27 protein-coding genes are annotated in these 26,341 nt (G+C 32.1%); 7 read left to right on the forward strand and 20 right to left on the reverse strand.

Annotation, left to right across the window (positions count from 1 at the left end; all coding sequences use genetic code 11):
• Window positions 1–43: 43 nt before the first annotated feature.
• From Q7I96_02895 to Q7I96_02975, 17 genes are all read right to left on the reverse strand, one after another.
• The gene (locus Q7I96_02895) at window positions 44–1,399 is read right to left on the reverse strand and encodes a 4Fe-4S binding protein (GenBank protein ID MDO9626559.1); all 1,356 of its coding nucleotides are present in this window, start codon (window positions 1,397–1,399) and stop codon (window positions 44–46) included.
• Between the two features lie 157 nt (window positions 1,400–1,556).
• Window positions 1,557–2,585 (reverse strand): 4Fe-4S binding protein, encoded by a 1,029-nt coding sequence (locus tag Q7I96_02900; protein MDO9626560.1) that lies wholly within the window; start codon window positions 2,583–2,585, stop codon window positions 1,557–1,559.
• A gap of 139 nt (window positions 2,586–2,724) precedes the next feature.
• On the reverse strand, window positions 2,725–3,852 hold the full coding sequence (locus Q7I96_02905; protein MDO9626561.1) for a nickel-dependent hydrogenase large subunit: 1,128 nt from the start codon (window positions 3,850–3,852) through the stop codon (window positions 2,725–2,727).
• Entirely contained in the window at window positions 3,852–4,298 is a 447-nt protein-coding gene (locus Q7I96_02910; GenBank protein MDO9626562.1) for an NADH-quinone oxidoreductase subunit B family protein, read from the reverse strand. The genes Q7I96_02905 and Q7I96_02910 overlap by 1 nt, the downstream gene beginning before the upstream one ends.
• Before the next feature lie 117 nt (window positions 4,299–4,415).
• On the reverse strand, window positions 4,416–4,799 hold the full coding sequence (locus Q7I96_02915; protein ID MDO9626563.1) for a DUF1959 family protein: 384 nt from the start codon (window positions 4,797–4,799) through the stop codon (window positions 4,416–4,418).
• Window positions 4,800–4,927: 128 nt separating this feature from the next.
• Window positions 4,928–5,251 carry a DUF2104 domain-containing protein gene (locus Q7I96_02920; GenBank protein ID MDO9626564.1) on the reverse strand — a complete coding sequence of 108 codons (324 nt, stop codon included), beginning with the start codon at window positions 5,249–5,251 and terminating at the stop codon, window positions 4,928–4,930.
• Window positions 5,252–5,263: 12 nt separating this feature from the next.
• On the reverse strand, window positions 5,264–5,521 hold the full coding sequence (locus tag Q7I96_02925) for a hydrogenase (protein MDO9626565.1): 258 nt from the start codon (window positions 5,519–5,521) through the stop codon (window positions 5,264–5,266).
• Window positions 5,522–5,676: 155 nt separating this feature from the next.
• Window positions 5,677–6,540 carry an NADH-quinone oxidoreductase subunit H gene (locus Q7I96_02930; GenBank protein MDO9626566.1) on the reverse strand — a complete coding sequence of 288 codons (864 nt, stop codon included), beginning with the start codon at window positions 6,538–6,540 and terminating at the stop codon, window positions 5,677–5,679.
• A gap of 152 nt (window positions 6,541–6,692) precedes the next feature.
• Complete coding sequence (locus Q7I96_02935; GenBank protein MDO9626567.1) at window positions 6,693–6,908, reverse strand: DUF788 domain-containing protein; 216 nt, start codon at window positions 6,906–6,908, stop codon at window positions 6,693–6,695.
• 100 nt (window positions 6,909–7,008) lie between these two features.
• Complete coding sequence (locus Q7I96_02940; protein ID MDO9626568.1) at window positions 7,009–7,686, reverse strand: proton-conducting transporter membrane subunit; 678 nt, start codon at window positions 7,684–7,686, stop codon at window positions 7,009–7,011.
• Between the two features lie 112 nt (window positions 7,687–7,798).
• Window positions 7,799–8,470 (reverse strand): EhaG family protein, encoded by a 672-nt coding sequence (locus Q7I96_02945; protein ID MDO9626569.1) that lies wholly within the window; start codon window positions 8,468–8,470, stop codon window positions 7,799–7,801.
• Window positions 8,467–8,949, reverse strand: coding sequence for an EhaF family protein (locus Q7I96_02950; protein MDO9626570.1), 483 nt, complete (start codon window positions 8,947–8,949; stop codon window positions 8,467–8,469). The genes Q7I96_02945 and Q7I96_02950 overlap by 4 nt, the downstream gene beginning before the upstream one ends.
• Window positions 8,946–9,206 (reverse strand): EhaE family protein, encoded by a 261-nt coding sequence (locus Q7I96_02955; protein ID MDO9626571.1) that lies wholly within the window; start codon window positions 9,204–9,206, stop codon window positions 8,946–8,948. The genes Q7I96_02950 and Q7I96_02955 overlap by 4 nt, the downstream gene beginning before the upstream one ends.
• Window positions 9,199–9,474 (reverse strand): DUF2108 domain-containing protein, encoded by a 276-nt coding sequence (locus Q7I96_02960; GenBank protein MDO9626572.1) that lies wholly within the window; start codon window positions 9,472–9,474, stop codon window positions 9,199–9,201. Before Q7I96_02960 ends, Q7I96_02955 begins: the two co-directional genes overlap by 8 nt.
• A 130-nt stretch (window positions 9,475–9,604) precedes the next feature.
• The gene (locus Q7I96_02965; GenBank protein ID MDO9626573.1) at window positions 9,605–9,856 is read right to left on the reverse strand and encodes a DUF2109 domain-containing protein; all 252 of its coding nucleotides are present in this window, start codon (window positions 9,854–9,856) and stop codon (window positions 9,605–9,607) included.
• Window positions 9,857–10,014: 158 nt separating this feature from the next.
• Window positions 10,015–10,518: a hypothetical protein gene (locus Q7I96_02970; GenBank protein MDO9626574.1), complete on the reverse strand. Its 504-nt coding sequence runs from the start codon at window positions 10,516–10,518 to the stop codon at window positions 10,015–10,017.
• A complete protein-coding gene (locus tag Q7I96_02975) occupies window positions 10,511–10,828 on the reverse strand; it encodes an energy-converting hydrogenase A subunit A EhaA (GenBank protein ID MDO9626575.1) in 318 nt (105 codons plus the stop codon). Before Q7I96_02975 ends, Q7I96_02970 begins: the two co-directional genes overlap by 8 nt.
• 609 nt (window positions 10,829–11,437) lie before the next feature.
• Between Q7I96_02975 and Q7I96_02980 the strand changes: the two genes are divergently transcribed.
• Together Q7I96_02980 and Q7I96_02985 are read left to right on the forward strand one after the other, a co-directional pair.
• Entirely contained in the window at window positions 11,438–14,698 is a 3,261-nt protein-coding gene (locus Q7I96_02980) for a DUF1616 domain-containing protein (GenBank protein MDO9626576.1), read from the forward strand.
• 263 nt (window positions 14,699–14,961) lie between these two features.
• Window positions 14,962–15,894 (forward strand): SDR family oxidoreductase, encoded by a 933-nt coding sequence (locus Q7I96_02985; GenBank protein MDO9626577.1) that lies wholly within the window; start codon window positions 14,962–14,964, stop codon window positions 15,892–15,894.
• Between the two features lie 54 nt (window positions 15,895–15,948).
• On the opposite strand, the gene Q7I96_02990 is transcribed toward Q7I96_02985, so the two are convergent.
• The 3 genes from Q7I96_02990 to Q7I96_03000 form a co-directional block, all read right to left on the reverse strand.
• Window positions 15,949–16,824 carry a glycosyltransferase family 2 protein gene (locus Q7I96_02990; protein ID MDO9626578.1) on the reverse strand — a complete coding sequence of 292 codons (876 nt, stop codon included), beginning with the start codon at window positions 16,822–16,824 and terminating at the stop codon, window positions 15,949–15,951.
• Window positions 16,825–17,053: 229 nt separating this feature from the next.
• On the reverse strand, window positions 17,054–18,049 hold the full coding sequence (locus Q7I96_02995; protein MDO9626579.1) for an SDR family oxidoreductase: 996 nt from the start codon (window positions 18,047–18,049) through the stop codon (window positions 17,054–17,056).
• 118 nt (window positions 18,050–18,167) lie between these two features.
• Window positions 18,168–19,469, reverse strand: a complete 1,302-nt coding sequence (locus tag Q7I96_03000; protein ID MDO9626580.1) for a UDP-glucose/GDP-mannose dehydrogenase family protein — start codon at window positions 19,467–19,469, stop codon at window positions 18,168–18,170.
• 646 nt (window positions 19,470–20,115) lie between these two features.
• On the opposite strand from Q7I96_03000, the gene Q7I96_03005 reads away from it, so the two are divergent.
• The 5 genes from Q7I96_03005 to Q7I96_03025 all read left to right on the forward strand — a co-directional run bounded on the left by Q7I96_03005 (window position 20,116) and on the right by Q7I96_03025 (window position 26,341).
• Window positions 20,116–21,555, forward strand: coding sequence for a flippase (locus Q7I96_03005; protein MDO9626581.1), 1,440 nt, complete (start codon window positions 20,116–20,118; stop codon window positions 21,553–21,555).
• A 120-nt stretch (window positions 21,556–21,675) separates the two neighbouring features.
• Complete coding sequence (locus tag Q7I96_03010; GenBank protein MDO9626582.1) at window positions 21,676–22,731, forward strand: glycosyltransferase family 2 protein; 1,056 nt, start codon at window positions 21,676–21,678, stop codon at window positions 22,729–22,731.
• A 184-nt stretch (window positions 22,732–22,915) separates the two neighbouring features.
• Complete coding sequence (locus tag Q7I96_03015) at window positions 22,916–24,103, forward strand: glycosyltransferase family 4 protein (protein MDO9626583.1); 1,188 nt, start codon at window positions 22,916–22,918, stop codon at window positions 24,101–24,103.
• Between the two features lie 96 nt (window positions 24,104–24,199).
• Window positions 24,200–24,991: a glycosyltransferase gene (locus Q7I96_03020; protein MDO9626584.1), complete on the forward strand. Its 792-nt coding sequence runs from the start codon at window positions 24,200–24,202 to the stop codon at window positions 24,989–24,991.
• 234 nt (window positions 24,992–25,225) lie between these two features.
• Window positions 25,226–26,341 (forward strand): glycosyltransferase, encoded by a 1,116-nt coding sequence (locus Q7I96_03025; GenBank protein ID MDO9626585.1) that lies wholly within the window; start codon window positions 25,226–25,228, stop codon window positions 26,339–26,341.

The following is a 26,341-nucleotide window of genomic DNA, read 5'->3' on the forward strand; positions in this document are numbered from 1 at the left end:
AATTTAAAATTCAAGATTTTAAATCAATTAACATTAAATAATATTAATCTTTCACACTAACTTTAATTGAATTTACAGGACATAATGACTGACATTCACCACAGGCAATGCAGATTTCCTGATTAACACTAATTTTATCATTTTCAAGTGTTAGAGCATCTACGGGGCAATTATTAACACAAACGCCGCAAGCTTGGCATATAGAATCATTTACTTCAACTTCCCCATTTCTAGGGCCAGTTATCTTACGCCTTTTAAGAATTATTTCATCATTTTCAGCTTCAAAATACTCTTCTTTCAATTCAACTGCTGAGACGGGACATATTGCACTGCATTTACCACAATAAACACATTCTGAACCAATATGTACTGGAGAGGGCATTTCCAGTTCAATACACCTTACAGGGCATTGATCCATACAAGCACCACAACCAATACAATTCTCGTCTATGACCGTTATTTGACGTTTAGGAGAAGTGAATTCAATAATTTCTTTAATATCAATCATTTCAAGACCAGAATCAACAAAACCTTCAATCTTTTCTTTTATAATAGAAGTAACGTCAATTGAGAATTCATCTTCCTCATTTTGATAACCAACATCTCTTAAAATTTTGTTTAAAACATTATCAATTCTTCCTGCATCTTTGGCCAATTTTTCAGATTCTTTTTCAAGAAGTTCAGATACAATTTCCATAGTTTTAATTTTAGAGAATTGTTCATAGGCCCTTTTTCGGGAGGAATATTTAATAGCTGTGGAAGGACATACTTCGAGACATTCCTCACATCTTGCACAATAAGAAGGATCAATATATGGTAGTTTACTTATTTTACCTACATTAATTGCTCCTTTGGAAGGACAAACTCTGGTACAAGTCATACAACCAATACAATCTTTTTGGTTGACTACTATTGCTTTTCCACCAACGACCGATCTAGGTAAAATCTTACCATATTTTATGGCCTCGGTAGGGCAAACTCTGGAGCAGTACCCGCATCTTACGCATTTATCTTCATCAATAACACTGTGAGCTTCCTCAGTTCCAGAGGCAATTAATTGAATAGCTCCGGTCTTACAAGTACCGACACAAGCACCACATCTTCTACAAAGTTTAGGGTTAATATTAGGAATATTTTCTCTAATTGGTTCTGAGAGGATGGTTTTCATCTTAATAGCATCATAAGGGCATGCTTCTCTGCATAAAACACATCCAAAACATTTATCATCTATTTCAATGTGTTTATCTGGAGGTATCTCATGTACTGCTTCCACCGGGCAAGATTTCAAACAAGGCCTATCTTTACACACTTTACACTTGCTTTGGTCAATTTCATAGTCCACTTCAACTTCCCTAAGGGGCTTGAAGACTTTTTTAGTTGTGACAGGAATACTAATCAACTCCTAAGAGACTTTAATCCATTATTAAATAATTTTAATCGGAATATATTTTTATTTTAATAAAATTCAAGGATTTATAAATTTAAATTTTAAATAATTTAATTGACAATTGATAGTTTAATTAATTTTAGACTTGATTTTAATTTACTAAGTTTAATTAATCAACAACTGGCAATTGTGAAGGTTTTAGGGTTATTAAAATCACATCTTCACCATCAGAATTTTTATCAATAAGGAATTTAGCTAGATAATAACCAGCCACACCAAATGGACATGTTTGATGGCAAGTACTACATCTTAAGCACTTTTCAGGATTTCTGGTAACACCAGTTTCTTTATTATAAGTTATAGCACCAGAAGGACATTCTTCTACACACAAGCGACATTTAGTACACTTATCTTCATCCCAGGTGATAATTCTCATTTTCAAACGATCAGTGATTTTTTCCATTAAATCCATGACCATTTCTTCTTTAGGGATTATATTAAGGGCTTTTTCCTTTAATTCCACCAGAGGATATTCCATTTTGAATATTTTATCAGATGACAAATTTTTAAGATCTTCCTGACGATCTTCGATGGTTTTTTCCAGTGTTTGGACAATAAGATTAATAATCTGTTTTTGCTCTTCTATATTTGAAATGTAAATACCTTTTAGTGCACCTTTTACCGGGCAAGCATCTAAACAGTCTCCACAGGCAATGCACTTTTTCTGATCAACCAGTATTTTATTATCTTCTTCTTGAATGGCGTCAACTTGACAGGATTTCATACATTTTTTACATCTAATACAGAGATAATCATCAATAACAAACATCTTATCCACGGGAAGAATGGTAAATTCTTCACGGATTAAGTGATTTTCACCACAGGTAAGTGTTTTAGGATCAGTAGGACATACTTCCGCACAAAAACCACATCGAATACAAGCACCCATAACAATTACTGGATAGGTTAGGCCTTCCGTATCTGCAGTATCTTCATCTCTGACTAATTTTATCGCTCCAGGCGCGGGACAAGCTGCTGTGCAAGCTCCACAACCAATACAATATTCTTTGAAAACTTCTGGAAAGTCTCTAAACCGATCAGGTTTTTCTACTATATCGTGTTCAGATTTTGCTCCAGCAAATTTCTCTGCCCATGATTTTCGAGCGAATTCATACATGTACCATATTACAGAAGACATAGGACACCATCACATTGTAAATATTTAATTAGTTAATTATTTAACCATTAATTACTGATTTTAGATTTAATTTAAATATTTGCCATTTTAGATATTTCAAATAATTAAATTTTAATTATTGATTTAAATTCAATATATTCTATTTAATATCGAAAATACCTTGGAATTGTTTTTCTCCACCTTTTTCATCCACAATTACCACCCGTTCTGCACAGGCAATACATGGATCAACACTGGCATAGGCCGCAATGGCATCTGATACAGTAGCCACGTCTTTTAGCATATACTTAGCACAGGCATCAATATTCATGATACTGGGAGTTCTAATGGAGGCATTATTAATTAAATTACCATTAGTTTCAATCATATAGGTAACTTCGCCCCGAGGAGCTTCATTTCTCCATTCTCCGAATCCTGCACCAATATCTATTTTTTTACGGATATCTCCTTCAGGTAAATTCTCAATAACTTGTTTTATAAGACTAATAGATTGTGGAATCTCATCAAATCGATTCATATTACGTGCAAAGGTATCTCCTTCTTTTCTCCAGATAACTTTAAAGTCAAAATTATCACGGTAGGTATGATGATCCTCTCGAAGATCGTGTTTTAAACCAGAAGCCCTTCCAATAGGCCCTACAGCTCGGGCTTTAATAGCTTCTTCTTTGGTCATTCGACCAACCTTTTTAGACCTCAATCCCATTAAAGGACCTTGCTCGTACATTTCCACATATTTTTGATATTCCACTTCTAATTTATTCATTATGGTCATGATCTGCTGGAGATGAACATCTTTAACATCCATACGAACTCCACCAACCACATTCCAACCCATATTAACCCTATTACCAGTTAAAAGCTCAATGGCATCCATGACCGGTTCTCTTAAATGAAGCATGTACATGAATAATGTTTCATGTTCAACGGCCTTGAAAAATGTGGAATTGGCCAGTAAGTGGCTTTGAATTCTGTCCAGTTCATTGGTAAGTACTCGCAAATACTGGGCTCTGAGAGGCGCTCTTTCACCAGATATCTTTTCAAATGTTTCAGCAAAGGTTTGGGTATGGACATAAGAGCAAATTCCACAAACTCGCTCAGCAAGATAAATGGATTTTTGCCAGGTTTTACCAACCATTATACGTTCAATTCCTCGGTGAACATAACCATAATCTATTTCTGCACTTATTACTCTTTCTCCTTGAGTTTTAAGTTTTAAACGAAGAGGTTCCTTTAATCCAGGGTGAATTGGACCTATAGGTAGAATCATTATTTTTGCCTCCCTTTAGCAGCTATGGCACCAGGGGCCACAGCTAAGATAGCTTCTAATATTTCTGAAGGTCGAGGTGGGCATCCAGATACTTCAGCATCTACTGGAATGAAATCAGAAACAGGTGCATTGACACATCCACCTTCTTGATTAAAGACATCCCCCGATATAGGGCAGTTTCCAAGAGCCACTACTATTTTAGGTTCAGGTGCTTTGGTATAAATCCGCCTTAGATTTTCTTTCCACTGTTCAGTGACTGCACCAGTAACTAAAATAACATCCGCCTCCCGTGGATTATTGTGAACATATATACCATACTGTTCTAGATCGTATCTGGGAGATAGTAAGGCAACAACTTCAATATCACAGCCATTACATCCTCCAGAATTCACCAGACAAACGTGAATTGAACTCTTTCTTACAATATCTTTAAGAGCATCTAACATTTCTTTACCTCTAATTTCCCTCGTTAATGTTAATTTATTAAATTTTTTAATAGATGAATTATGATTTACTATCATGTAAGCATTAATTATATGTTATTGAACAATTACTTCAAAACACTATTCAGATAAAATTTTTAGAAGTTCTTTCTTACCGTCTTCCAGGGCATCAGTATATGGTATGCCATCAATTACTTCTTGAGATATTTTCTTTTTAATATATTCCGACTTTTGAGGGGATACAATTTCCATTACATCTTCTAGCCAGCACAACTGTAAGTCTGCGTGTACTCTTTCTTTTATACATCTTTGGCGTGCTGATTCAAAGCGGGGGTGAAGTGCTTCTAAACTAGACATGTCAAGTTTATTAATTAGAATTTGTTCAAAAAGGTCCAGATCAATTTCCAGTTCCTCAGCTAAAGGTTTGACAATGTCTTCCCTCCACCTGTAACTTCTAATTATCCTGGTTTTCATTAATTCCAGACGTGATTGTTCATCATCCATTATAACACCGGTTTAAATTTTTAAAGTTATTGCGTTATTATATGTGAATTTATTTTAATTATTAAGATATATTCAGATGGATATTTGATTAATATCCCCTATTTCGAATTATATTAATGATAATAATCTTATGAAATTGCGTTTGTGAGTAACCAGAGCGCACCAGATATAACTACCCCAATCACTGTTTCATAACGGCCGTATCCCGGCCTCATACCTAAAACCATGGCCACCATGAAAAGACCGACTGTGATGGAAATAAATGGTTGAATTAGAACTATAAGCTGATTATTTAAAAGGATTACCCATCCAATAACAGATACTATAAGTGCAATAATATCTATTTTTTCTGTTACAAAAGGGGCTGAGTATTTTTTATAACTCAATAGGAGTCCTACTATGGACCCTATTACAAATGATATTAAATATATGAGATAGAAAGTTTCGGTCACTTTATCACACCATTAAGCTGGTTTGTAGAGAACTATGAATGCCACTATAAAGAATAATAAAGCGGCTATAAAAGCCCATTTTTCTAAGTTTTCGGAAAAATGTACTACTTTGTCATTATGCTGTTTTAGTAGAAGTCCCGTAAATAGAATTGCTACTAAAGTGATTGGAATTACCACCATCCATTGCAAAAAGGCCGCCAATCCACTAGCCAATATTACTCCAAAAGCTACTAAAGCTACCAGGAATAGTAAATCTTTTTCTTCTGCCATTTCTAATTCTCCTTCCAGATGAAGATTTTATAATATTAATAAATGTTTATTAATTAACTTTTTTTGTTGAAGTTTTTTTTTGATAGTTTAAATCACTAAATTAACTGTTTTTTTCTTTGAATATATAATAATAGTTTAAATCACTAAATTAATAGTTAAAACACTATCATTAGTAAAATGGAACCGAATATTCCAATGAATGCAAATGTCACCTGCATCATAACCGAGTGATTTGGGTTTAATATAGGAGTAACTGCATTAATAAAGGCCACAATCGCAGTGATAATTACCATTCCAATAACATATCCTATTAAACTTAAAGGCCCTATGAAAACTGTTAAAAATACCCATAGGAGCATATACCAAGCAATTGATTCTGAAATCATTAAGTATCCACGTAAAACACCAAAGTGCTCTGTTTCATAACCAGAAATTATATCTTTTCCTTTAGTAATTGCAAAGGGAGAGTATGGTGCCTTGGAAAGGATAAGAACTAAGAACATCACTGCAGCCAGAGGTATGGTAAATAATAATGGGCCGTGAATGGCCTGATAATTCACAATATTACCAATCATCATGGTACCGGTCTGAAGGTAAATGATTATTAAAACTGCAAAAAGGGGAACCTCCGCGGCTGCAGAAAATACAGCTCTGACACAGCTAAGTTTTCCATAGGGAGAACCAGAGGATGAACCAGCATTGTGTTCCACGATTTTGTGCATAGTGTAAACCGCAAATATTATTAAAAGTGATCCTCCAATTACGGGACCTACAATTACTGCGGTGATCCATATAGCACAAAGGGTACTGGAAATTGCCACATAAAATGGCATTGCTGCTGTTTTAGGGAAAGATGATTCTTTAATATAAAATTTTAATGTGTGTAGAAGATGTTGTATGATGGGAGGCCCAGGTCTCATCTGTATACGGGCCATGATCTTCCTTTGCAATCCAAACAGGATACTTCCCATCAAGAAAGCAATGAGAACATTTAGAAGGATGTTTGCCATTAGATTCATTTCATCACCGTTGAGTCGAGAGATTTAACCATTACTTTGATTAGCATTTCAATTTAGTTAATATAAAGATTAAATGGAATTAATAAATTGAAATTAAAATAATCCATTAAATATCAGAATATTAATATTTTGAATAATATGTTTTCATCAATTTAATATCCAATGAATGGTTCATTAGTTCTCTCATCTTCCTCCTCTTTTGTACTCTTAGCCATGGTAAGAAGGCCTAGAGATAGTAAAAATACGGGTATTAATACAATAGCTATTCCATAAACAATCCAGCTAGCTGGATTAAAGATCATGGCATAAACTATACCTATAACTGAAATTGCAAACATCAAATAGCTTGCTATTTTTAATTGATTCATTTTATCACCTGCACCCCAAACCGGACATTTAATGATTATTTTAGTAATAGACAATTTTAATGATTTTAATTATTAAATCAATTATTTTAATGTTTAACTGTTAAAATGGTTTATTTATGATTAATAATATTTCAATTGCTCTTATAATTATTAATAAAGAACTTAAGTGAATTATAAGGATAAATGGAGATCCTGGTGTTCTAAACATTTCTGCTTTGGTAGCATAAAAAGGAGCCACCCCAGTTTCGCCAACAATTCCCATTAGTAATAATAAAGATGCGAAATACATCATAGGAGTAGTAACAGTCTGAGAGAGCTGGAAGAGACTTAAAGTCCCGGTAGCACCTAATATCAAAGCCGCACCTGCAAACAATGGCATTGATGCAATCATGGCCACCAGACCATATTGATAAGCTGCATTAAGCACATCAACCTGCTTTACAGCAGATACAATACCAATGTTAACTATACCAATAAGGGCTACGAATAAAGTAAAGTTAAACAGGTCTCCCGTAATCATGGCACCTGCTGTGGCCAGACCACAAACAATAGCCAAAAATCTTCTAATTTTGAATTCTTCAAGATCTACTTGTACTTTCTTATCTTTAAGTGAACCAAACTCTGCTTCTATTTGAGTTTCAGTTCGACTTATGGCAATTAAAGTAGTAAATATAAGGGCACCGGCAAACATGAACAGGTTGAAAGGAGTAAGGTAAAGTACAATATCACCCAGAGGTATTTGACCCAGTATTTGCCCGCCTAATGTTGCTATATCCATCTGCTACTCCTCTTTTTATTTTTAACTTGAAATTTAATAAATTTAATTATTGGACCAGGTCCTACATCTGATATCTTGCATTTTATCAAATGATTAAATTAGGTTATGATTTTTACTCTCTTTTGAATTCCTCTCTAGCCATCACACCAATCAGGCCCATTTTAGATGCTACTTTGATTAAAATACCAAATGCAGACATGAATAGACCTAAAAGCCAGTAATCTGGAGCTACAAAGAATATTAAAAATCCGGCCAACCATATAGTCCAGGCAATACCTGAGATACCAGCAATACCTTCCCAGATTTTTATAGGAAGTCCACGGGATTTTCTAGAGATAGCATAGAATAATATTCCTCCACCGGCAATGGCCCCACCAGTAAATCCACTTAAGAATACCCCATACACCACCAATATGACTGCAATGAAATTTGCAGCAGTGGTCATTATTTCCATATCCGCAGTGAACGGGAATGGAAGTAAAGGAGCTGTTTTACCAGTTTTGCGCATTTCTCTACTCATTAATATCTCAGAGATAGCCATGATTTCTGCCAGTTCTACTACTAAACCGGGTAAAATTAATGCTTCTGCTAGATCAGTACCTACTGAAGCCACTATAACCAGCATGGAAAGTCCCACAATATCGGTAAGTATTAATGCACTAAGGTCATTTTTCTGGAAAGATATAGCCAGAAGGCCAATAAACCCCGTGATTAAACCGGCATAAAGTGCTGGAAGGAACAAAGAAACCGTGTATGCTGGTACAAGTTCAGGAACTAACATCAATCTTTCCTCCTTCTCATAGTGAAGTTCAAAGCAACCCAGGAAGCAATCACAAAGGCCATCATGAGTATGGTAGATTCTAATATAGTGTCAAAACCACGCGTGTAGTATAATATCTCGTCAATTAAACCACCAGGAGATGAATAGATAGAAGTACCATAATAACGGGTGGTATTTTTCACACCAATGGCAATAGGTGATAAATAACCAGTTATCATACCTAATTTAGCAGAATTTTGAGGATATTGTGCTTTAACAATTCCAGGTTCTACTAAAGGAACTCCGCCCCTATCATAAGGAGCCAGAGGGTTTTGTTGATTTACCTGTTCCTGAGGTAAAGGACGTGGATAAATTTGATGGTCATTAAGAGCCATGGGGACAAAAAATCCCACAATTAAAATTAATCCCAGAACTACGGAAAATAGTCTAGGGATCCTCTTAGGGTTGGCCAGATCATTCCATAATTGACCAATATCCTTCATAGCTCAACCCCCATTTCTTCCATTCTGACAACGACTCTTAAAAGAATCATAGTAATAATAACAGAAGCTGCAATGTAAGTTAAAAGCGCTATAGTATGATTATAAGTTAAAAATATCAAAGAAAGACCAATTGCTGGGATTTCAGTATTCAAAGTCCTTATAATTGGATCTTTTACACCAGGGCCAATAGCCGTGGCAATACTACCTCCAACCAGAAGAACGATTCCTGTATAAAACCATATTTGCGTTTCAATCAAGTTGTTCTCCCTCCAGGTCTCTTTTTTTTACTCTTATTTCATTCAACTTTATAATTGCCATTAAAAAAATGACGGTGGCAATAGGATCAAATATTGCTGCTGCCATGGCCACATCCAGATATTTTGCAGCCACTACAGTACCAATAAAACCTGCTTGAAGTAAAGCAAACATTATAACCTTATCCATAGGTTTTGGCAGAATTATTACACCAATAGCTCCAATGAGCATTAGCACCGCCGATATTGTAGTTAGATTTATGAAATCCAGGGGATTCATGAGTTTCACCAGGGCATGAGTATTCCATTAAATGAGTAATTTATGTTTTTTATAAGTTATATTGAGTTTATTGAAACCTTTCATTAGAGATTTCAAATACTCTCTTAGTAATAATCAAGGTTTATTCATCATATATTATTTCTTCTTTAACTCTTCCCAATGAATAAGCAATGGCATTGGAACTTAAAGTAGAAGTTACAAAGAATGTAATAGCAATTATGGCTCCAAAAGGAGTCTGGATATACAAAGCAATTAATGCAGACATTCCAAATCCTATAACATTAAGGTAAAGAAGTCTTTCTGACCTATCTTGAGCTAGTAAAACTCTTATAGCCATTATAATAACTATTATTCCTACAATCTCAATCAACATGATTTATCATCCGGTTAAAGAATTTATTTTTATATTAAGATATATTTTAAGTGTATTTAGATATTCTAATTTCATTTTGTATTAAAGACTTAGAATTTACATTAGATATTCTTTCATTTTGTATTAATGAAATTAAGTAAAATTTTTTTATTTTTTAATTAGGTTAATTTTGTATGCCTACCCATTTTTTTAGCAATGGCACCTAGTAATCTGGATGCAAGAGGATGATGGATACCTTGAATAGTAGTGATAGCAATAATCATTCCCACAATAAACATAGCTGGGGTTAAACCAATTACTGAACAGGCAGCAATAATAACGGTAATAGTTAAGGCACCAGTGGTACCGGCATATCCGGGATCAGCACAAAGCCGATTTCCAATGAAAACCAGTAATGCAGCAATAAATCCACCTTCAGGGATTCCAATTAAATAACATCCCACCGCACCTAAGAGCGTACCTGCAGAAGCATCAGGAGAACAAACAATGTTTCCCTGAAAAAATCCACCAGCTAGATCGCCTCCTCTTTTTTTCACATCTCGACCAATAACATCGGCCCCTTTAACTCCAGGAGCTTCAGGAAGGCCCATCCAGGTATCAATTAAAACAAAGTTAAGCCAGGTAATAATAGCTGCTAGTGCAACTCCCAGTAATTCATTCATTTGATTCCTCCGATTTGGGTCTAGGGAAAGCATCTTCAAAGAGATATTTAGCAAAAAATGCGGTTAAAATACCAATTAATATAGCAAGATCCATACCCTGATAGAAACCTCTTATTCCCAGTTGGAAAAAGATGGCCAGTAAACCTAAAGCAATGACCGCAGTAGGAAACACGGCACTAACCGTCCATGACTGCCGCATTGGCCTTTCAGGAAGTAAAGGTAATTTTATTAATAGACCTATTCCTATGGCCGAACCCACTACCAGCAAGTAGCTGATTAATGTGTACATTTCATTAGCATGAATAATCATGTTAAATGGATATTACTCCAGAATATATAAATGTTTTTACTTGGCTTTTATCTATTAAAAATTAGCATAAATAATAAAAACTTCTATGGAATTCTAATTTACGTTAATTAGTTCTAAAATTAAATAAAATATAGATTATTTAGGATTTCTACAGTTCTTATCTTATTAAATGCATATATCGCTAAAATTAAAGATTTAAAAATAATATAACAGCGTTAAATATTATCTAATTGAAAAAACGTGTTTTTAAGAAATATGGTAATAATTTAAAAGATAAAAAGAAAACTATTGACAAAATAAGCGAATATAATTAAAATAAAATGAATTAAAAATGTTAAATCATTTGAAATATAACAATTGCTATTTAAAAAATTTATTGTGAAAAATATTCATTATAAATGAACATAAAATCCAATACAGGGAATATCTAAAATAAATTAAACTTTATAAAAATTATTATACCTCTAGTAATTCAATTATCATGCAATCTAATAACAATCTATATAATATATAATTCAATATTATGTAAGAAATTTATTATTATCTAAATCATTTAGATTTTATATTAATTAATAGCTTTTAATAAATATTTAGAATGAGAGGAATTGGATGGAAACAAAGGAAATAAATAAAAATCAAGTATTATCTATTAAAAGCGACATAATAGTTCTGATTGCTGCTGCTATTAGTCTATTTATTCTAAACTGGCACATTAATTTAGAAATAATTGCAGGAATAATTTTAGTTATGGCCACGGGTTATGGATTAAGCATCATATTTTTTCCAAAAAAAAATGATATTGATTTTTTGTCAAGATTATTATTATCTCCTATTTTAGGAATCTTTTTAATCGGTTTTTGGAGTATTTTATTGAATTATACACCATATCATGAGACTACTATATACTATGAACTTGCCATAATCCCAATTTTATTAATATTATTTATAATTAGAACTATTAGATTTTTAAGGTCAAAGAAATCTATTTCTAATTTGTCAATCAAAAGAAAGGATAAAAATAAGGCCAATATCCATGAAGACGAATATAAGAATTTAAATACTGCTAAAGCTGCTGCTAAAGCTGAAAAAGAAAAATTAATGAAAATAAATAAAAAAATCAATACCACTGAAACAGTTACAACTTCCAAATATTCCTCAAAATCATCAGACACCAAAACAGCACCCACCCCCAAATATTCCTCAAAATCATCAGAAATGCCTAGACCCCCCGGTTATGGTAAAAAATATATTGATAAAAGTAAACCTACCCCATCAGAATCAAAAAATAATATTAAAACTGGTAAATCAAAAAATAGATGGTCATTAAAATCTCAGGAAGATTCCAAAGTTGATAAATCAAAAGAAAAAATCGAGGTAATAAAAGTTAAAAAATCCATTAATGATATAATTATGGTTCTTATTTTAACTGTGATATGTGGAATTTTAATATTTTTACCTCAAACTTCAAGTTCCATTAAAATGGTATTTATAATACTACTTCTTTTCTTTATATTTGGATATTCCGTGCTATCTGGACTATTTATTAAATTTTCGGACCAGAAATTGTTAAAAAAGATCATTTACAGTGTTTTATTGAGTATGGGTATTGTTTTAAGTCTGTGTGCTTTATTAACCTTCCTCAAAATCCACCCACCATCAGCATATTTCTTAGCAGTTATTCTGGTTATTTCCTTAGCCATGGGAATTTTAGGATACTTAAGAACGACTAGAAATCATAAAAAAGTAAAAAAAAGTTTTAGATATGAAAAAAGTAAATTAATTTCAGAAAAAAGTGAATTTAATGTTTTAACTATATCCCAAAAAGAATCATTATCCGAAACTAATTTAAAAAATGATGAAATGGTTTTCAAAAAGTATTCCCGGGAAAATACCCATGAAAAACCCCTGCAAAATAGAATTAATAGTAAACTAAATGATGATAAGCAAAATTTAAAACTAAGTGATTTAGGAAAAGAAAAAATTACCCCGGTATTAAATGATAATACAAGTAAAGATATTAAAACAACGGATGAAATCAAGACATCTTTAAGTCCCTCAGATGCTAGAAAAAGGGTTATGTCCCGTAAAAAGGATATGGAAAAAGATGGCCGGGAAAAAAGCAAATCATCCCAAGTATATGATGAACTCGAAAAAGATAAGAAATCAGATGCTAAAAAGACTTCAAAACCTATTTCCAAGTTATTTAGAAGTTCATCTACATTGAAATTAATTATTGTTTTAATTTTTAGCATAATTGGTATTATTTTTACAATTCAACCAGTATCTTCATTTTTATCTTCAAATTTAGGAATTGCCTTAGGAGAAATTGTTAAGTTAATATTTATAGCGCCACTTCTTCTCTATTTGCCAGGATATGCTATAAAAGAGTTATTTATACCTGAAAAGTTCTCGGGAATTATATTTGCAGGAGCTATCAGCATAGTTATTAGTTTATCTTTGGATATCCTGATTTTATTTGGAATGCTGTACATAGGCCATTTATCTAACCAAACAGGCCTGAATCAAAGTTTGTATGTGGGAATTTTATCCAGTATATCCATTATATGTATATTAATTGCATTTTGGAAGTCTAATAAAAAAACAGTTCCAACCGACATATCCATGTATGAACTTTCTAAAAAGGACTCTGAAACAGATAAAGAAATGGAAGAAAATAAAGCAGGATTAGATAAAAATAAGGATGAAAAAGCATTAAATGATCTAAAAAAATATTCTAAAGAAAAGTCAGAGAATATTAAAAAAGAGAAGGGTATAGAAATTCTCAAAGAAGATATTGCTCTGGCAAAAAAAGAAGTTAAAGAAGATCCATTATTTACCCTTAAAAAACCTGACCCCGCAGTTATTAAAAAACCTGAATCAATACCTGTTAAAAAACCAGCTCGAAAAAATTACTTAGAAGAAGATCTGGCCAAATCATTTTCAGCATCAGATATTTTTGATGATAAAAAAGAGAATAAAGAAATTAAAAAGCCAGACCCCAGCAATCAAGATAATAAAAAGAGGTTTATACCCCTAGATCTTCTAATTGTTTTAAACATCACATTTTTAACTATTATAAGCATCTATGTTCCCATAATAAGTAAAACTCCATTGAATTCTATATTAGGGCTCTTATTCGTTTTATTCATTCCAGGATATACATTAATTGCGGCATTATTCCCTAAAAAACAGGATCTGGATAATATTGCAAGATTGGCCCTTAGTTTTGGAATGAGCCTGGCCATATCTCCATTGATAGGACTAGCACTTAATTATACTCCATTTGGAATAAAATTATCACCAATAGTAATTTCTTTAACCATATTTACTATTATAATGGTTTTAATATCTTACATTAGAAGAAAAAAAGTTTCTAGCGAAAATAGATTTAATCCAGAAATTACTAACTCCCTATCTTCCTTGAAACAGTCATTTAATAGTGAATCCCGACTTGATAAAATTCTTTCTATAATATTGATACTTTCTTTAGTGCTGGCCATTGCTACTACTGCATATATAATTGTCAAACCTAAGGAAGGGGAAAAATTCACTGAATTCTACATTTTAGGGCCTAATGGAAAGGCCAGTGACTATCCGACCAACCTCACCTTAGGGCAATCTGGAAAATTATTTGTAGGTGTAGTGAATCACGAATATTCTACGGTAAATTATAAAGTGTTGGTCAAGTTACAGGGGAAAATCATAAGCACTGAAAATATAAGTCTGAAAAATAATCAGAAATGGGAAAAGGACATAATTTTCACACCAGATGCATCTGGAACTAATCAAAAATTGGAATTAATTTTATACAAGTTACCTGATGATAAAAATGCTTATAGATCCTTACATCTATGGGTTAATGTAGTCTAATCCAAATATCTAATTTAAATTTATGATGTTGAAAATTTAACTATTAAAACAGAATAATCACATCAATAATACTATATAATATAAATCTCTTAAAAAAGATTAATTTATATAAAAATTGACCATGTGAATATCTTTTAAAAAAGATTTTAATTACATTTATTAAAATTACCCTCAACTTTAATTAAATAATATAACTTAAAGAAAATTTTAAACCATTTTATAAATAAAATCTTGATAAAAACTATTATAGGGAAGTATGATTCATGCAAAATAAAAATATAGTTGTGACCGGTGGTTTAGGATTTATTGGAAGCCATTTAGTTGATAAATTAGTTGAAAATAACCAAGTTACTATTATTGATGATAAATCTTCGGGAAATATCACTAATCTAGCCTACCCCCAACATGAAAATCTGGAGATAATAATTGGAGGAATTAATGATTTAGACTTAAAAGAAATCTTCCAGGACAAAGATTACATCTTCCATGAGGCCGCCATGGCCAGTGTTCCCCTAAGTATAGATTTCCCAGAAGAATCACACCGAATAAATGCCACTGGAACCCTAAAAATACTAGTTGCTGCTCGAGATGCTGGTGTAAAGAAATTAATAAATGCCTCCAGTTCCGCGGTTTATGGGGACAATACTAACATGCCCCTTAAAGAAAGTGAGCCGGTAAATCCACTATCACCATATGCCGTTTCTAAAACATCCGCTGAACAATACTGTAAAGTATTTTCAGAAGTTTATGGGTTAGAAACTGTTTCTTTTAGATATTTTAATGTTTTTGGGCCTCGTCAAGCCCCAGATTCACAATATGCTGCAGTAATTCCTAAGTTCATTGATTCATTATTAAATGGTAATTCACCCATAATTTATGGAGACGGAAAACAAAGCAGAGACTTCATTTTTGTTAATGATGTGGTTGATGCTAATATCAAGGCCTGTGAGTCAAAATTCAGTGGAGTTCTTAATTTAGCAGGTGGGACTGCTTTAAGTGTGAATGAATTGTTTACTATGATTAAAAATATTTTAGGATCTCCTTTAGAACCAAAATATCTTGAAGAACGTTCTGGAGATATAAAGCATTCCATGGCTGAAGTTAGTGGCCTGGAAAATATTGACTTTAAAGTAAAAAAAGACTTTGAAAAACAGTTAAGAGAAACTATTGAGTGGTTTAAAAAATCAAAGAAATAGCCTAATAATAATGATAGTTACTTCAGTAAAAAAAAATATTCTTTTTAATATTTTCTAAATCATATGGGATTTAAATATTAATCTAAAATCATTTTCATTCCATTCCGAATCTATTTTTAAAGCTTCTTTAGCCATTATATTCTTCCAATCAATTCCAGGAGCAATGCAGTTATTTTCCATGTGAGTGGCAATGGATGGTAAAGGTGTCCATAACTTAAATCGTTTACCATTAATAATTTGCTTGGTAGAGTCCAACCATACCCTGAAAACTATTTTTCTCATTTCTGTTGATTTGAGCATATTAACCGGATTTAACTGATACTTGGTCAGTGCCAACCACATACTAGAATCATAATTACCATTAACATAAGTTTTTAAAACTTCTTGAACATCGTTCAAAGTTTTTTTAGTGGTTAAAAATGTTAAACAAGTTGAATTAGCAGTTCTCCATTTTCGAGTTGCTGTGGACCTGGTTTCATATTTATGTTGATGTAGCGGATGATTATAATAATCCAGATGATCATAGGCCGAAACAAAATCAACATCATCATAGCTATCCATGAAATTAATCATTTCTTTAAATTGATTAGGGAGATAAAAATAATCGTCTTCAGCAAAATAAACCCTATTAGAATATTCCTGTTCTAAAAGGGCCATGATTTGAAGATCAAAGGTTGCTTGATTACCAATTCCTTTTAATTCAATTAATTCCAGGTCATCTTCAGAAAAATATTTTTGAAAAAGTTCATTATATTCCACTGGACAGTTATCCAACAATACAATCATTTTAACTTTTAAGTTTCCAAGAGAATCTTTAAAAGATTTTAAACAAAATTCAGAAAGTTTAAGTTTATCTTGACTAAAAACAGGGGGTATTTTTGATACACCTGGATAAATTCTATAAGCAATAGCTAAATCATAATCGTACAACCACATCACCCAGAAGTAATATTAATTTTCATTATTATTTATATGTTATCATTATAGTATAAAAGGTTATTATTGAATTATGAATAGATTTTCTTAATAGAATTAGGATAATTATTGAGATTATAATAATTTATTGAATTACTTCAACAATTAATTAATAATAACTTTTGTTAATTAAAGTTTAATAAGTTAATTAAAAATTAAAATTGGGCTAATAATTTTAAAATCATTATTTTTTAGGATTTTCCATAATAACATTTTTAAAGAAATCAATTGTTTTTCCCAGGCCCTGATCCAAAGACGTTTTAGCTTCCCAGTTAATGATTTTATTAGCCTTAGAAACATCAGGTTTCCTTTGGCGTGGGTCATCCACAGGCAATGGTTTAAAAGAAATTTTAGAGGAACCATTCATTTTTTGGAGAATAATTTTAGCAAAATCAATGATTTTATACTCGTCAGGATTTCCTAAATTCATAACTTCTCCATCAAGTCCGTTATAAGTCGAAAATCGGAATATTCCTTCTACTAAATCATCTACATAACAGAAACTACGACTTTGAGATCCATCACCATGAACTGTGATGTCCTCACCTTTAAGAACCTGATAAATAAAGTTGGGAACAACCCGGCCATCATTTATTTTCATTCTAGGACCATAAGTGTTGAATATTCTAACAATTCTACTATCAAGGCCAAACTCACGATGATATGACATTACAGCTGCTTCTGAAAATCTTTTAGCTTCATCATAAACCGATCTTGGACCATTAGGATTTACATTTCCCCAGTAGCTTTCTACTTGGGGATGGACTTCCGGATCCCCATAAATTTCGGATGTGGACGCTATAACATAAGTTGCATTCATATTATGGGCTATTTCCAGCGTATTAAAAGTTCCATAAGAATCAACTTTCATGGTTTCTAAAGGGAAGTTAAAATAATCGACTGGACTGGCAGGACAGGCAAAATGAAGAATTATGTCAAATTTTTCCATACGGGGAATATTGAACAGTCCTTTTTTTTCCATTTCTGGTCTTGAAGAAACATCAGCTTCTATAAACTGGAAATAAGGATTTGAATCCAGATGAGAAAGGTTATGTGCACTGCCGGTGAGAAAATTATCAATTCCTACTACTTCAAAGCCCTCAGCTAAATATTTATCTACTAAATGACTTCCAATGAATCCTGCAGCCCCTGTAATTAAAACTTTACCTTTTTTATCCATGAAAATTCTCCATAATTAACTGAAAGCCCCTTATTAATAATGATCAATATTAATTTAAATAGACGCCCTAATAAAAATAAGCTTCTAAAGCATTTAAATAGCAATATTATCTAAAAATTCATCTTCCTACACTGTAATATTCAAATTCCTTCATTTCATCAACATTAAAAATATTTCGGCCATCAATAATAATAGGAAGACGCATTAGTTCTTTTACCTTTTTCAAGTCAGCTTCTTTAAATTCTTGCCATTCAGTAATTATTAAAAGAGCATCAGCGTCCCTGAGGGCATCATATTTATCTTCAAAATATTTGACACTGCCTGATTCCGGCAAAATATTTTTAAAATTATCGCTAGCCTCGGGATCATATAAATGAAGGTTTGCCCCATTTTTTTCCAGTTCCTGAGTAATTTCAATAGCTGGTGCTTCCCGAATATCATCAGTTTCTGGTTTAAATGCTAATCCCCATACTGCAATATTCTTATCTTTATTAATCCATAAAATATCCTCTATTTTATTCAAAAATGACCTTTTTTGGAAAGTATTTATTTTTTCAGTCTCTTTTAAAAGTCCAAATTCCAGGCCATGATCTTCCGCAATTTTAATAAAGGCCTGGACATCTTTAGGAAAGCAGGATCCACCATAACCAATTCCGGCATTGAGGAAATTTTCTCCAATTCTATGGTCAAGGCCTATGCCTTGGGCCACCGTATTAACATCAACTCCCACTTTTTCACATAATGCTGAAATCATGTTGATATATGATATCTTCATAGCTAAAAAAGAATTAGAAGCGTGTTTAATGAGTTCTGCAGCTGCTGGTTTGGTGAATAATAATGGACGGCCTTCAACTGTGAATGGAGAATATAGTTCTTTAAAAATCTCTTGAGCCCTTTCACTCTCAGCACCTACCACAATACGATCTGGATTCATGAAATCATGAATACCCGTACCTTCTCTCAAGAATTCAGGATTGGAAGCAACATCAAATTCAGCCCCAACATGAGCATATCTTTTAATGGTCTTTTTCACCCATTGGTGAGTATTTACAGGCACTGTTGATTTTTCTATTATTAATTTATAAGCATTAAGATGTTCGGCTATCTGTCGAGAAACATCTTCCACTTGAGAGAGGTCTGCTTTCCCATCATCACTTTGAGGAGTTCCTACACAAATAAAAATTACTTCAGAAAACTTTACTGCTTCTTCCATATTAGTAGTAAATTTTAGTCTACCTTCTTCCAAGTTATTTTGAAGTATTTCTGTAAGGCCATGCTCGTATATGTGAGATTCACCCTTCTGAAGTTTATTAACCGTAGATTCCCTCTTTTCTATACACAAAACTTCATTTCCTAAATCAGCGAAACATGCAGCAGTTATAAGTCCCACATAACCTGCTCCAATTACCGTAATATTCATTGAACCACCCGATATAATTAATTTTAATTCCATTAAATGAATTAACTCATAAAATAAGCCGGAATAATCTAATTGTACATGATTAGGCTATTATTTTTTTATTAATAGTAATTTTAGTAGTATATTTTATCTTTCAGATTATTTAATTATTGCTTCATCATATAATCAATAAATCAATTATTGGCAATTTAAATAACATCAATCAACATAATAAATAACTTTTTAGTGAAATCTATGATATAAATATTATTATTAAAACTTAATAATAGATAAATCGGGATTATATCTTAAAAATGATTATTAGTTTTTAAATTCTATAAAAAACTCTAAATACATCATTTGATAGAAAATCCAAAAAATCAAGTCTTATAATTAGATTAAATATTAGTTATCTACAACAACTTTAATAAATGATAAAAGTAAATGATTAAAAGAATTGTGTAGTGATTATAATATTATTATAGCAGCTAGTTAGTTGTTCTATTAAATAAACTCTAATTTAATTTATCTAATTTAATTTATCTAATTTAATTTAAATTATAAACCAATTAGATAATATTTGTATTTAATCTTAATTGACTTTTATTAATATATACTATAATAATGGACATCCATTAATAGAAATGGGAATACATAAGGTAATAAAATGAGCGTGGCAAGAAAAATAGCAAAAAACACTGGCCTATTAATGATAGCATCATTATTTACAAATATTATGGCCTTCCTATGGACCATTTATACTGCCAGTTATTTGGGAACTGTTGGTTTTGGAATTCTTTCTGCTGCCCTGGCATTAACCGGTATATTTAGTGTTTTGGCTGATCTGGGATTGAGTACCTATTCAACTAGAGAAGTTGCTAAGGATAATGACAAAACTAAAAAATACTTGTCAAATATTGCTCTAATTAAAGTTTTTCTGGCAATATTCACCTTCATCGTACTATACCTTACAATTATGCTTAAAGATTATCCAGCCCAATCAGTGGACGTAATCTTAATTATAGGTATTTATATGATTTTTACATCTTTTACCGCGCTTTTCAATGCTATTTTCCAGGGCCATCAGAGAATGGAGTTCCAAACTATAGGGAGCATTATAAATAGTTCTTTACTATTATTTGGTATTTTATTAGCTATTTACCTCAAAGGCGACATTATAACTATAAGTCTTGCTTATTTATTTGCCAGTATCATTACTCTGGCTTATTCAATTATTGTAACCTCTTGGAAATTTACAGTACCTTCTTTTGAATTTGATATGAAATTTTGGAAAAAAACTATTATTAACGCCCTTCCCTTTGGAATTACAGGAGTATTCACCACCATTTATTTCTGGATAGACTCAGTGATGCTTTCTTTTATGCAAGGTGATGCTGCAGTAGGTCTTTACAATGCCCCTTATAAACTTCTGTTAGTGATGCTTTCCATATACAGTGTTTACATGTTGGCTCTCTTTCCATTCATGTCACAATTTTATGTTGACTCAAGTGATGCTCTAAAATTAACTTATCGCCGTTCATACAAGTATATGCTCATTTTAAGTCTTCCTGTGGCAGTTGGAACTACGATACTTGCTCAGGAAATAATATTATTCATATATACTCCCCAGTATCTGCCTTCTGTATTAGCATTGCAGATACTTATCTGGTCCATAGTTTTCATGTTTATAAATGGATTATCAGCTAATCTTTTAGGATCTATTGATAAGCAGTTAGCAGTTACTAAAATAACTGGAATCGGTGCTGTGGTAAATGTTGGTATTAATTTAGTCATAATTCCAATTTTTAGTTTCTATGGAGCCAGTGTTGCTACGGTATTCACAGAATTTTTGATAATGATTTTATTTACTCGCATAGTATCAAAAACTGAGTTTTCTGTTGGAAATACTATGCTTAAGGACTTATGGAGGATTTTAATACCATGTATAGCAATGCTAGGTGTTTTAGTCTTCTTAAAACTTCCTTTATTAATAATGATTTTCATCAGTGCCATAGTTTATATTATAGGAATTTTACTAACCAAAGCAATTGATAATGAAGATATATCTATGATAAAGGGCATGATAAATAAAAATAGATCTAATTAATCAAATTTATTCAAAATAACTATTTTAAAAGATATAATAAAACAATTAATAATTATAATTTCATAATTTCCAATTAACGAATTATTCAAAAGAGTTAATAAATTTATTAAGGAGTTATCAATGCCGCCTCACGTTACTATTATTTTACTGAACTGGAATGGATGGAAAGATACTTTAGAGTGTTTAGAAAGTGTTTATCAGATAAGTTATCCTTCATTCAGCGTAGTATTAATAGATAACTATTCCACCGATGATTCCTTACCAAAAATAAGAGATTTCTGTTCTGGAGAATTAAATGTTTTTAGTGAATTGAAAGCTGGAAATATTTCTAAAATTATTAAAAATCCCTCTAAAAAACCTATTGAATTATGGGAATTTAATGAGAAGGATATTGAAGAAGAAACTTGTTTTAAAGAAACTATTAAAAGTTTTTCAGGTAAATCCAATCTTTTCTTAATAAAAAATAATGAAAACCATGGTTTTGCTGGTGGAAACAATGTAGGGATTAAATTCGCCCAAAATATTATAAAAAGTGATTATATTCTTCTTTTAAATAATGATACTGTGGTGGAAAATGGATTTCTGGAACCTATGGTTGAAATCTCTGAAAATAGTAAGGATATAGGTTTGGTAGGCCCCAAAACATATTTCTATCATCCCTACCCCCAAAAAATTATTCAAATAACTGGTGGTGGAGGTATAGATCTTAAAAAGGCCAAAACTTTCCAGAGAGGATATCAAGAAGAAGAACATGGGCAATATAATGATTCGGTAGATATAGGTTATGTGGGAGGTTCTTGCGTCCTGGTAAAAAGTGAAGTATTAGATGAAGTGGGCCTTCTGGATGAAAGGTTTTTTATGTACTGGGAAGACACTGATTGGTCATATAGGGGATATAAAAAAGGATATAAGTCTGTTTATCAACCAAAGTCAGTGATATGGCATAAACACGGGGCTTCCAGTAAACCATACTTTGAACTTTATTATTTAAGCCGCAATCGAGTATTCTTCATGAAAAAGAATGCCACCTCCAGTGAATATAACCGTTTCTTGTTCCATTTTTTCACACATGTGTTTTGGTTGGATATTTGGTACTATCTAATCCATCTTAAAGACTTAAAAAAGGTTTCATGTTATTTAAGAGGCCTGAAAGATGGTTTTAAATTAAAAATATAATTTAAAATTAATTATAACTATAATTGATTATTTAATAAATAAATCTAATTTAGGTTACTCTTACATACGCTTAAATTTCATAATCACTAATATTAATTAAAAATAAAAAAATAATTTTAAAAATAAACTTTTAAACAATTCTGGATTTATTTATTATTGATTCAATAATTTTAAAGGAGATAAAATGGACATCAATTTCACACTATGGTCTACCAACATGTCGGGTGGATATAAAGTAATTTTTGAGCTGGCCAATGGTTTAGTAGATCGAGGCCACCATGTAACCATAACTGCCTTAGGCGGAGATCACTCCTGGTTTCCTTTAAAGGCCCGTTTAAATTATGTTAAGCCACCGTGGCCCATAAAATTATTGAGTCCTATTTTGAAAGTTCTCCTTAAGCGTCCAGCTAGATATTATGAGGCTTTAACCTTAACCCAGAAACTTAAATTAGGATTTGAACCGGATTTAGTTAAAGCACTATCAGAAAACACTCCTGAATGTGATATCAATATTGCTACCTGGTTCCCCACGACTTTTGCAGTCTATAGAAGTGATAAAGGAGTTCCAGTTTATCTTTGTCAGGACTTTGATGAGTTGGCCCAGGAAAGAGGGAATTATTTCACTCAAATGTTTCATGAAAGCCTATATTTGCCATTTAATATAATAACTATATCTGGATGGTTAAAAGAGTGGATAAAAGAAAAGTATAATAAAGATTCAGACATTATAATCAATGGAATTGACCATAACATATTTTATCCTCGAGAAAATATATTTAAAGTATCTAACCAAAGTGTTGGAACAAAAGAAAATATTTCCTCTGATAGTAGTGAAGGTCCTAAAATAATGAGTATATTCCGAGGATTATCCTACAAAGGAGACCAGGACCTTATTGATGCTCTAAAAATTGTATCTAAAGAAGTTGAAAATGTTACTTTAGTTGCGGTGGGAAAAAAAGAAGTTTTAGAAAAATTATTGATAAAAGAAGATCTTAATTTTGATTTCATGACTTTTAGCAATGCAAGTGATGATAAAATGGCTGAACTATATAGTTCATCCGACATTTTTGCATTCCCTTCGCACATTGAAGGATTTGGCCTTCCACCTTTAGAAGCTATGGCCTGTGAAACTCCAGTAGTGACTGCTGATTGTCTGGGTGTGCGTGATTATGTTAAGAATGGAGAAAATGCATTTATAGTACCTCCTAAAAATCCAGAAGCATTGGCTAAAGCCATAATCAATGTTTTAAATGATGAAGAAATTCAAACAAAGTTCAAAGAAAATGGATTAAAAACAGCATCCCATCATACCTGGGAAAATGCCATTAATAGTTTTGAAAGTATATTAATAAAGGCTATGGATGGAAATTAATTGAATTCCATTAAAATGTACTTAAAATACTTCTAAAATTAATAGATTCCAAGAATATTTACTTAAAATATAATTCTAAAATATCAAAGTGATTAAATGATTTCAGTTATATGTGTATATAACAATAGGGAAAGCCTGAAAAATTATTTGCTCCCTGTTTTAAACCTTCAAAGTTGTGAACATGAGCGTATTTTAATTGATAACACCGAGGGTAAGTTTAAATCTTCTGCTGAGGCCCTAAATTACGGCGCTAGCAAAGCAAAAGGCGATTATTTAATTTTTGTTCATCAAGATGTAGATCTGGAATCAAGTTCCTGGTTAGAAGATGTTCATAAAATTTTAGACAAATTGCACCATTTAGGAGTGGCTGGAGTAGCCGGGATGTCCATCAATGGTCAAAATCACATGGAAAGACAGCGAAATATAATAAAACATGAAGTCCCACCTGTTAAATGGGGAAATCCTATTGAATCACCAGAAGAAGTGGAAACTGTAGATGAATGCTTATTTATAATACCTCGTGAAGTTTTCCAGAAAATAGAATTCGATGAAGAAACCTGCCCGGGATGGCACTTATATGGCGTTGATTATTGTTTAAGTTGTCAAGAAATAGGTTTAAAAGTTTATGTAATCCCTATGAGTATTTATCATCTATCCGCCCATTCTGGAGATGAGAATCCTCTTAAAACTGCCTTAAAAATGGGATATCATCCCCCAGAATACTATGAAATTCTTCCTAAGCTTATGAAAAAACACCGGGCCCATTTCAGTAAAATTTACACCACCTGTGGTGAATGGGATACTAAAACTCCGCTTATACTACAGAGAGCATCACTTACCTTTAATTTAGGAGTGAATTTTATAAAAAGAAAATTCAGCAAATCCTAAGTCTATCTAATTTAAAATTCTTAATCTTTATAATATCAAACCTTAATTAATAATAGAAATTGTCTGTAATCATTATTTTAAGAATAGTTTAAGAATATTAATTTTTAAAATAATAGAATCATAATCAATAATAAAATTCTATAATTTAAAATCCATCAATAATATGGAAAAGACATAAATGGATTTTATCTGAAAATTTAATTGACCAGTTTACTGCATCATTACTACAATATAATGAGTGATACTATGAAAGTGTGCTACTTTGGTTCCTATGCCCCATCTTATCCACGGCATAGAATAATAATTAAGGGACTTCAATCTCAGGGAGTAGATGTAACTGAGGTTACAGACTCATCACAAATATTAATTCGCTATCCAAAGCTAGCCCGAAAGTATCTATCAGAAAAAGACTTTGATGTTATTTTTGTAGGTGAGGCCAGTAATTATGTGCAACCTTTAGCCATTATACTTAAAAAAATAACTAGAAAACCTCTGATATTCGATACTTATGTCTCATTATATGATACTAATCAAGATAGGGGAGTTCATCAAAATCCCATGCTTTCTAGATTATTTTATAACCTGGATAAGTACAACTGCCTTTTTTCAGATGTGGTACTGCAGGACACTAATCAAAATGTGGAATACTTCCATGAAACATTCCATATAGAAAAAGAAAAATTTAGAAGATTACTTATTGGTGCGGAAGATGATTTGTTCTACCCTCAAAATACAAGTTTGAATGATAATGAAAAGGTGAGGTTGGATGATCAAAAGGAAACAAATACCACAGAAGAAACAGAAACCTTTAAAGTTCTCTTTTACGGTACTTACATACCATTACACGGCATAGAATACATTATTCAAGCAGCTAAGATCTTAGAAAATGAGAATATAAGTTTCCAATTAATAGGCCGAGGCCAGACATTTCCAGAAATTCAGAAACTCTATGAAAGTCTGAATTTATCTAACATAGAATTTAAAGGAATGGTGGATTATCAAGAACTCCCTAAATACATCGCCCAATCTGATGCCTGTTTGGGAATTTTTGGAGGAACCGAAAAGTCCATGAGAGTGATACCCACCAAGGCTTATCAAATTCTAGCTATGAAAAAGCCACTCATTACAGGATATTCACCCGGGGCCCTGGAACTGTTTAAAAACAGAAATAATGCTCTTTTATGTGAAATGGCCAATCCTGAAAGTTTAGCTTCAGCAATTTTAGAGCTAAAAGAAGATGAAAAACTCCGTAAAAGGATTGCTGGTAATGGTTATAAGCTCTTCCAGGAAAAACTAACTCCGGATCAGATTGGATTAGAAGCCCTGAAAATAATTAAAAGCATATTATAA

The sequence above is a fragment of the Methanobacteriaceae archaeon genome (genome assembly GCA_030656015.1).
In the GTDB taxonomy this organism is placed as follows: Archaea; Methanobacteriota; Methanobacteria; order Methanobacteriales; family Methanobacteriaceae; genus UBA349.

Coding starts and splice junctions, on each gene's coding strand:
- Q7I96_02910 (MDO9626562.1), bottom strand. CDS start 4,298: ATGTTAGATGCTCTTAAAGATATTGTAAGAAAGAGTTCAATTCACGTT.
- Q7I96_02950 (MDO9626570.1), bottom strand. CDS start 8,949: ATGAAGGATATTGGTCAATTATGGAATGATCTGGCCAACCCTAAGAGG.
- Q7I96_03025 (MDO9626585.1), top strand. CDS start 25,226: ATGAGTGATACTATGAAAGTGTGCTACTTTGGTTCCTATGCCCCATCT.
- Q7I96_03010 (MDO9626582.1), top strand. CDS start 21,676: ATGCCGCCTCACGTTACTATTATTTTACTGAACTGGAATGGATGGAAA.
- Q7I96_02935 (MDO9626567.1), bottom strand. CDS start 6,908: ATGAATCAATTAAAAATAGCAAGCTATTTGATGTTTGCAATTTCAGTT.
- Q7I96_02915 (MDO9626563.1), bottom strand. CDS start 4,799: ATGGATGATGAACAATCACGTCTGGAATTAATGAAAACCAGGATAATT.
- Q7I96_02995 (MDO9626579.1), bottom strand. CDS start 18,049: ATGGATAAAAAAGGTAAAGTTTTAATTACAGGGGCTGCAGGATTCATT.
- Q7I96_02900 (MDO9626560.1), bottom strand. CDS start 2,585: ATGTCTTCTGTAATATGGTACATGTATGAATTCGCTCGAAAATCATGG.
- Q7I96_02930 (MDO9626566.1), bottom strand. CDS start 6,540: ATGAATCTAATGGCAAACATCCTTCTAAATGTTCTCATTGCTTTCTTG.
- Q7I96_03000 (MDO9626580.1), bottom strand. CDS start 19,469: ATGAATATTACGGTAATTGGAGCAGGTTATGTGGGACTTATAACTGCT.
- Q7I96_02970 (MDO9626574.1), bottom strand. CDS start 10,518: ATGAATGAATTACTGGGAGTTGCACTAGCAGCTATTATTACCTGGCTT.
- Q7I96_03015 (MDO9626583.1), top strand. CDS start 22,916: ATGGACATCAATTTCACACTATGGTCTACCAACATGTCGGGTGGATAT.
- Q7I96_03005 (MDO9626581.1), top strand. CDS start 20,116: ATGAGCGTGGCAAGAAAAATAGCAAAAAACACTGGCCTATTAATGATA.
- Q7I96_02980 (MDO9626576.1), top strand. CDS start 11,438: ATGGAAACAAAGGAAATAAATAAAAATCAAGTATTATCTATTAAAAGC.
- Q7I96_02925 (MDO9626565.1), bottom strand. CDS start 5,521: ATGGCAGAAGAAAAAGATTTACTATTCCTGGTAGCTTTAGTAGCTTTT.
- Q7I96_02905 (MDO9626561.1), bottom strand. CDS start 3,852: ATGATTCTACCTATAGGTCCAATTCACCCTGGATTAAAGGAACCTCTT.
- Q7I96_02940 (MDO9626568.1), bottom strand. CDS start 7,686: ATGGATATAGCAACATTAGGCGGGCAAATACTGGGTCAAATACCTCTG.
- Q7I96_02965 (MDO9626573.1), bottom strand. CDS start 9,856: ATGTTGATTGAGATTGTAGGAATAATAGTTATTATAATGGCTATAAGA.
- Q7I96_03020 (MDO9626584.1), top strand. CDS start 24,200: ATGATTTCAGTTATATGTGTATATAACAATAGGGAAAGCCTGAAAAAT.
- Q7I96_02975 (MDO9626575.1), bottom strand. CDS start 10,828: ATGATTATTCATGCTAATGAAATGTACACATTAATCAGCTACTTGCTG.
- Q7I96_02985 (MDO9626577.1), top strand. CDS start 14,962: ATGCAAAATAAAAATATAGTTGTGACCGGTGGTTTAGGATTTATTGGA.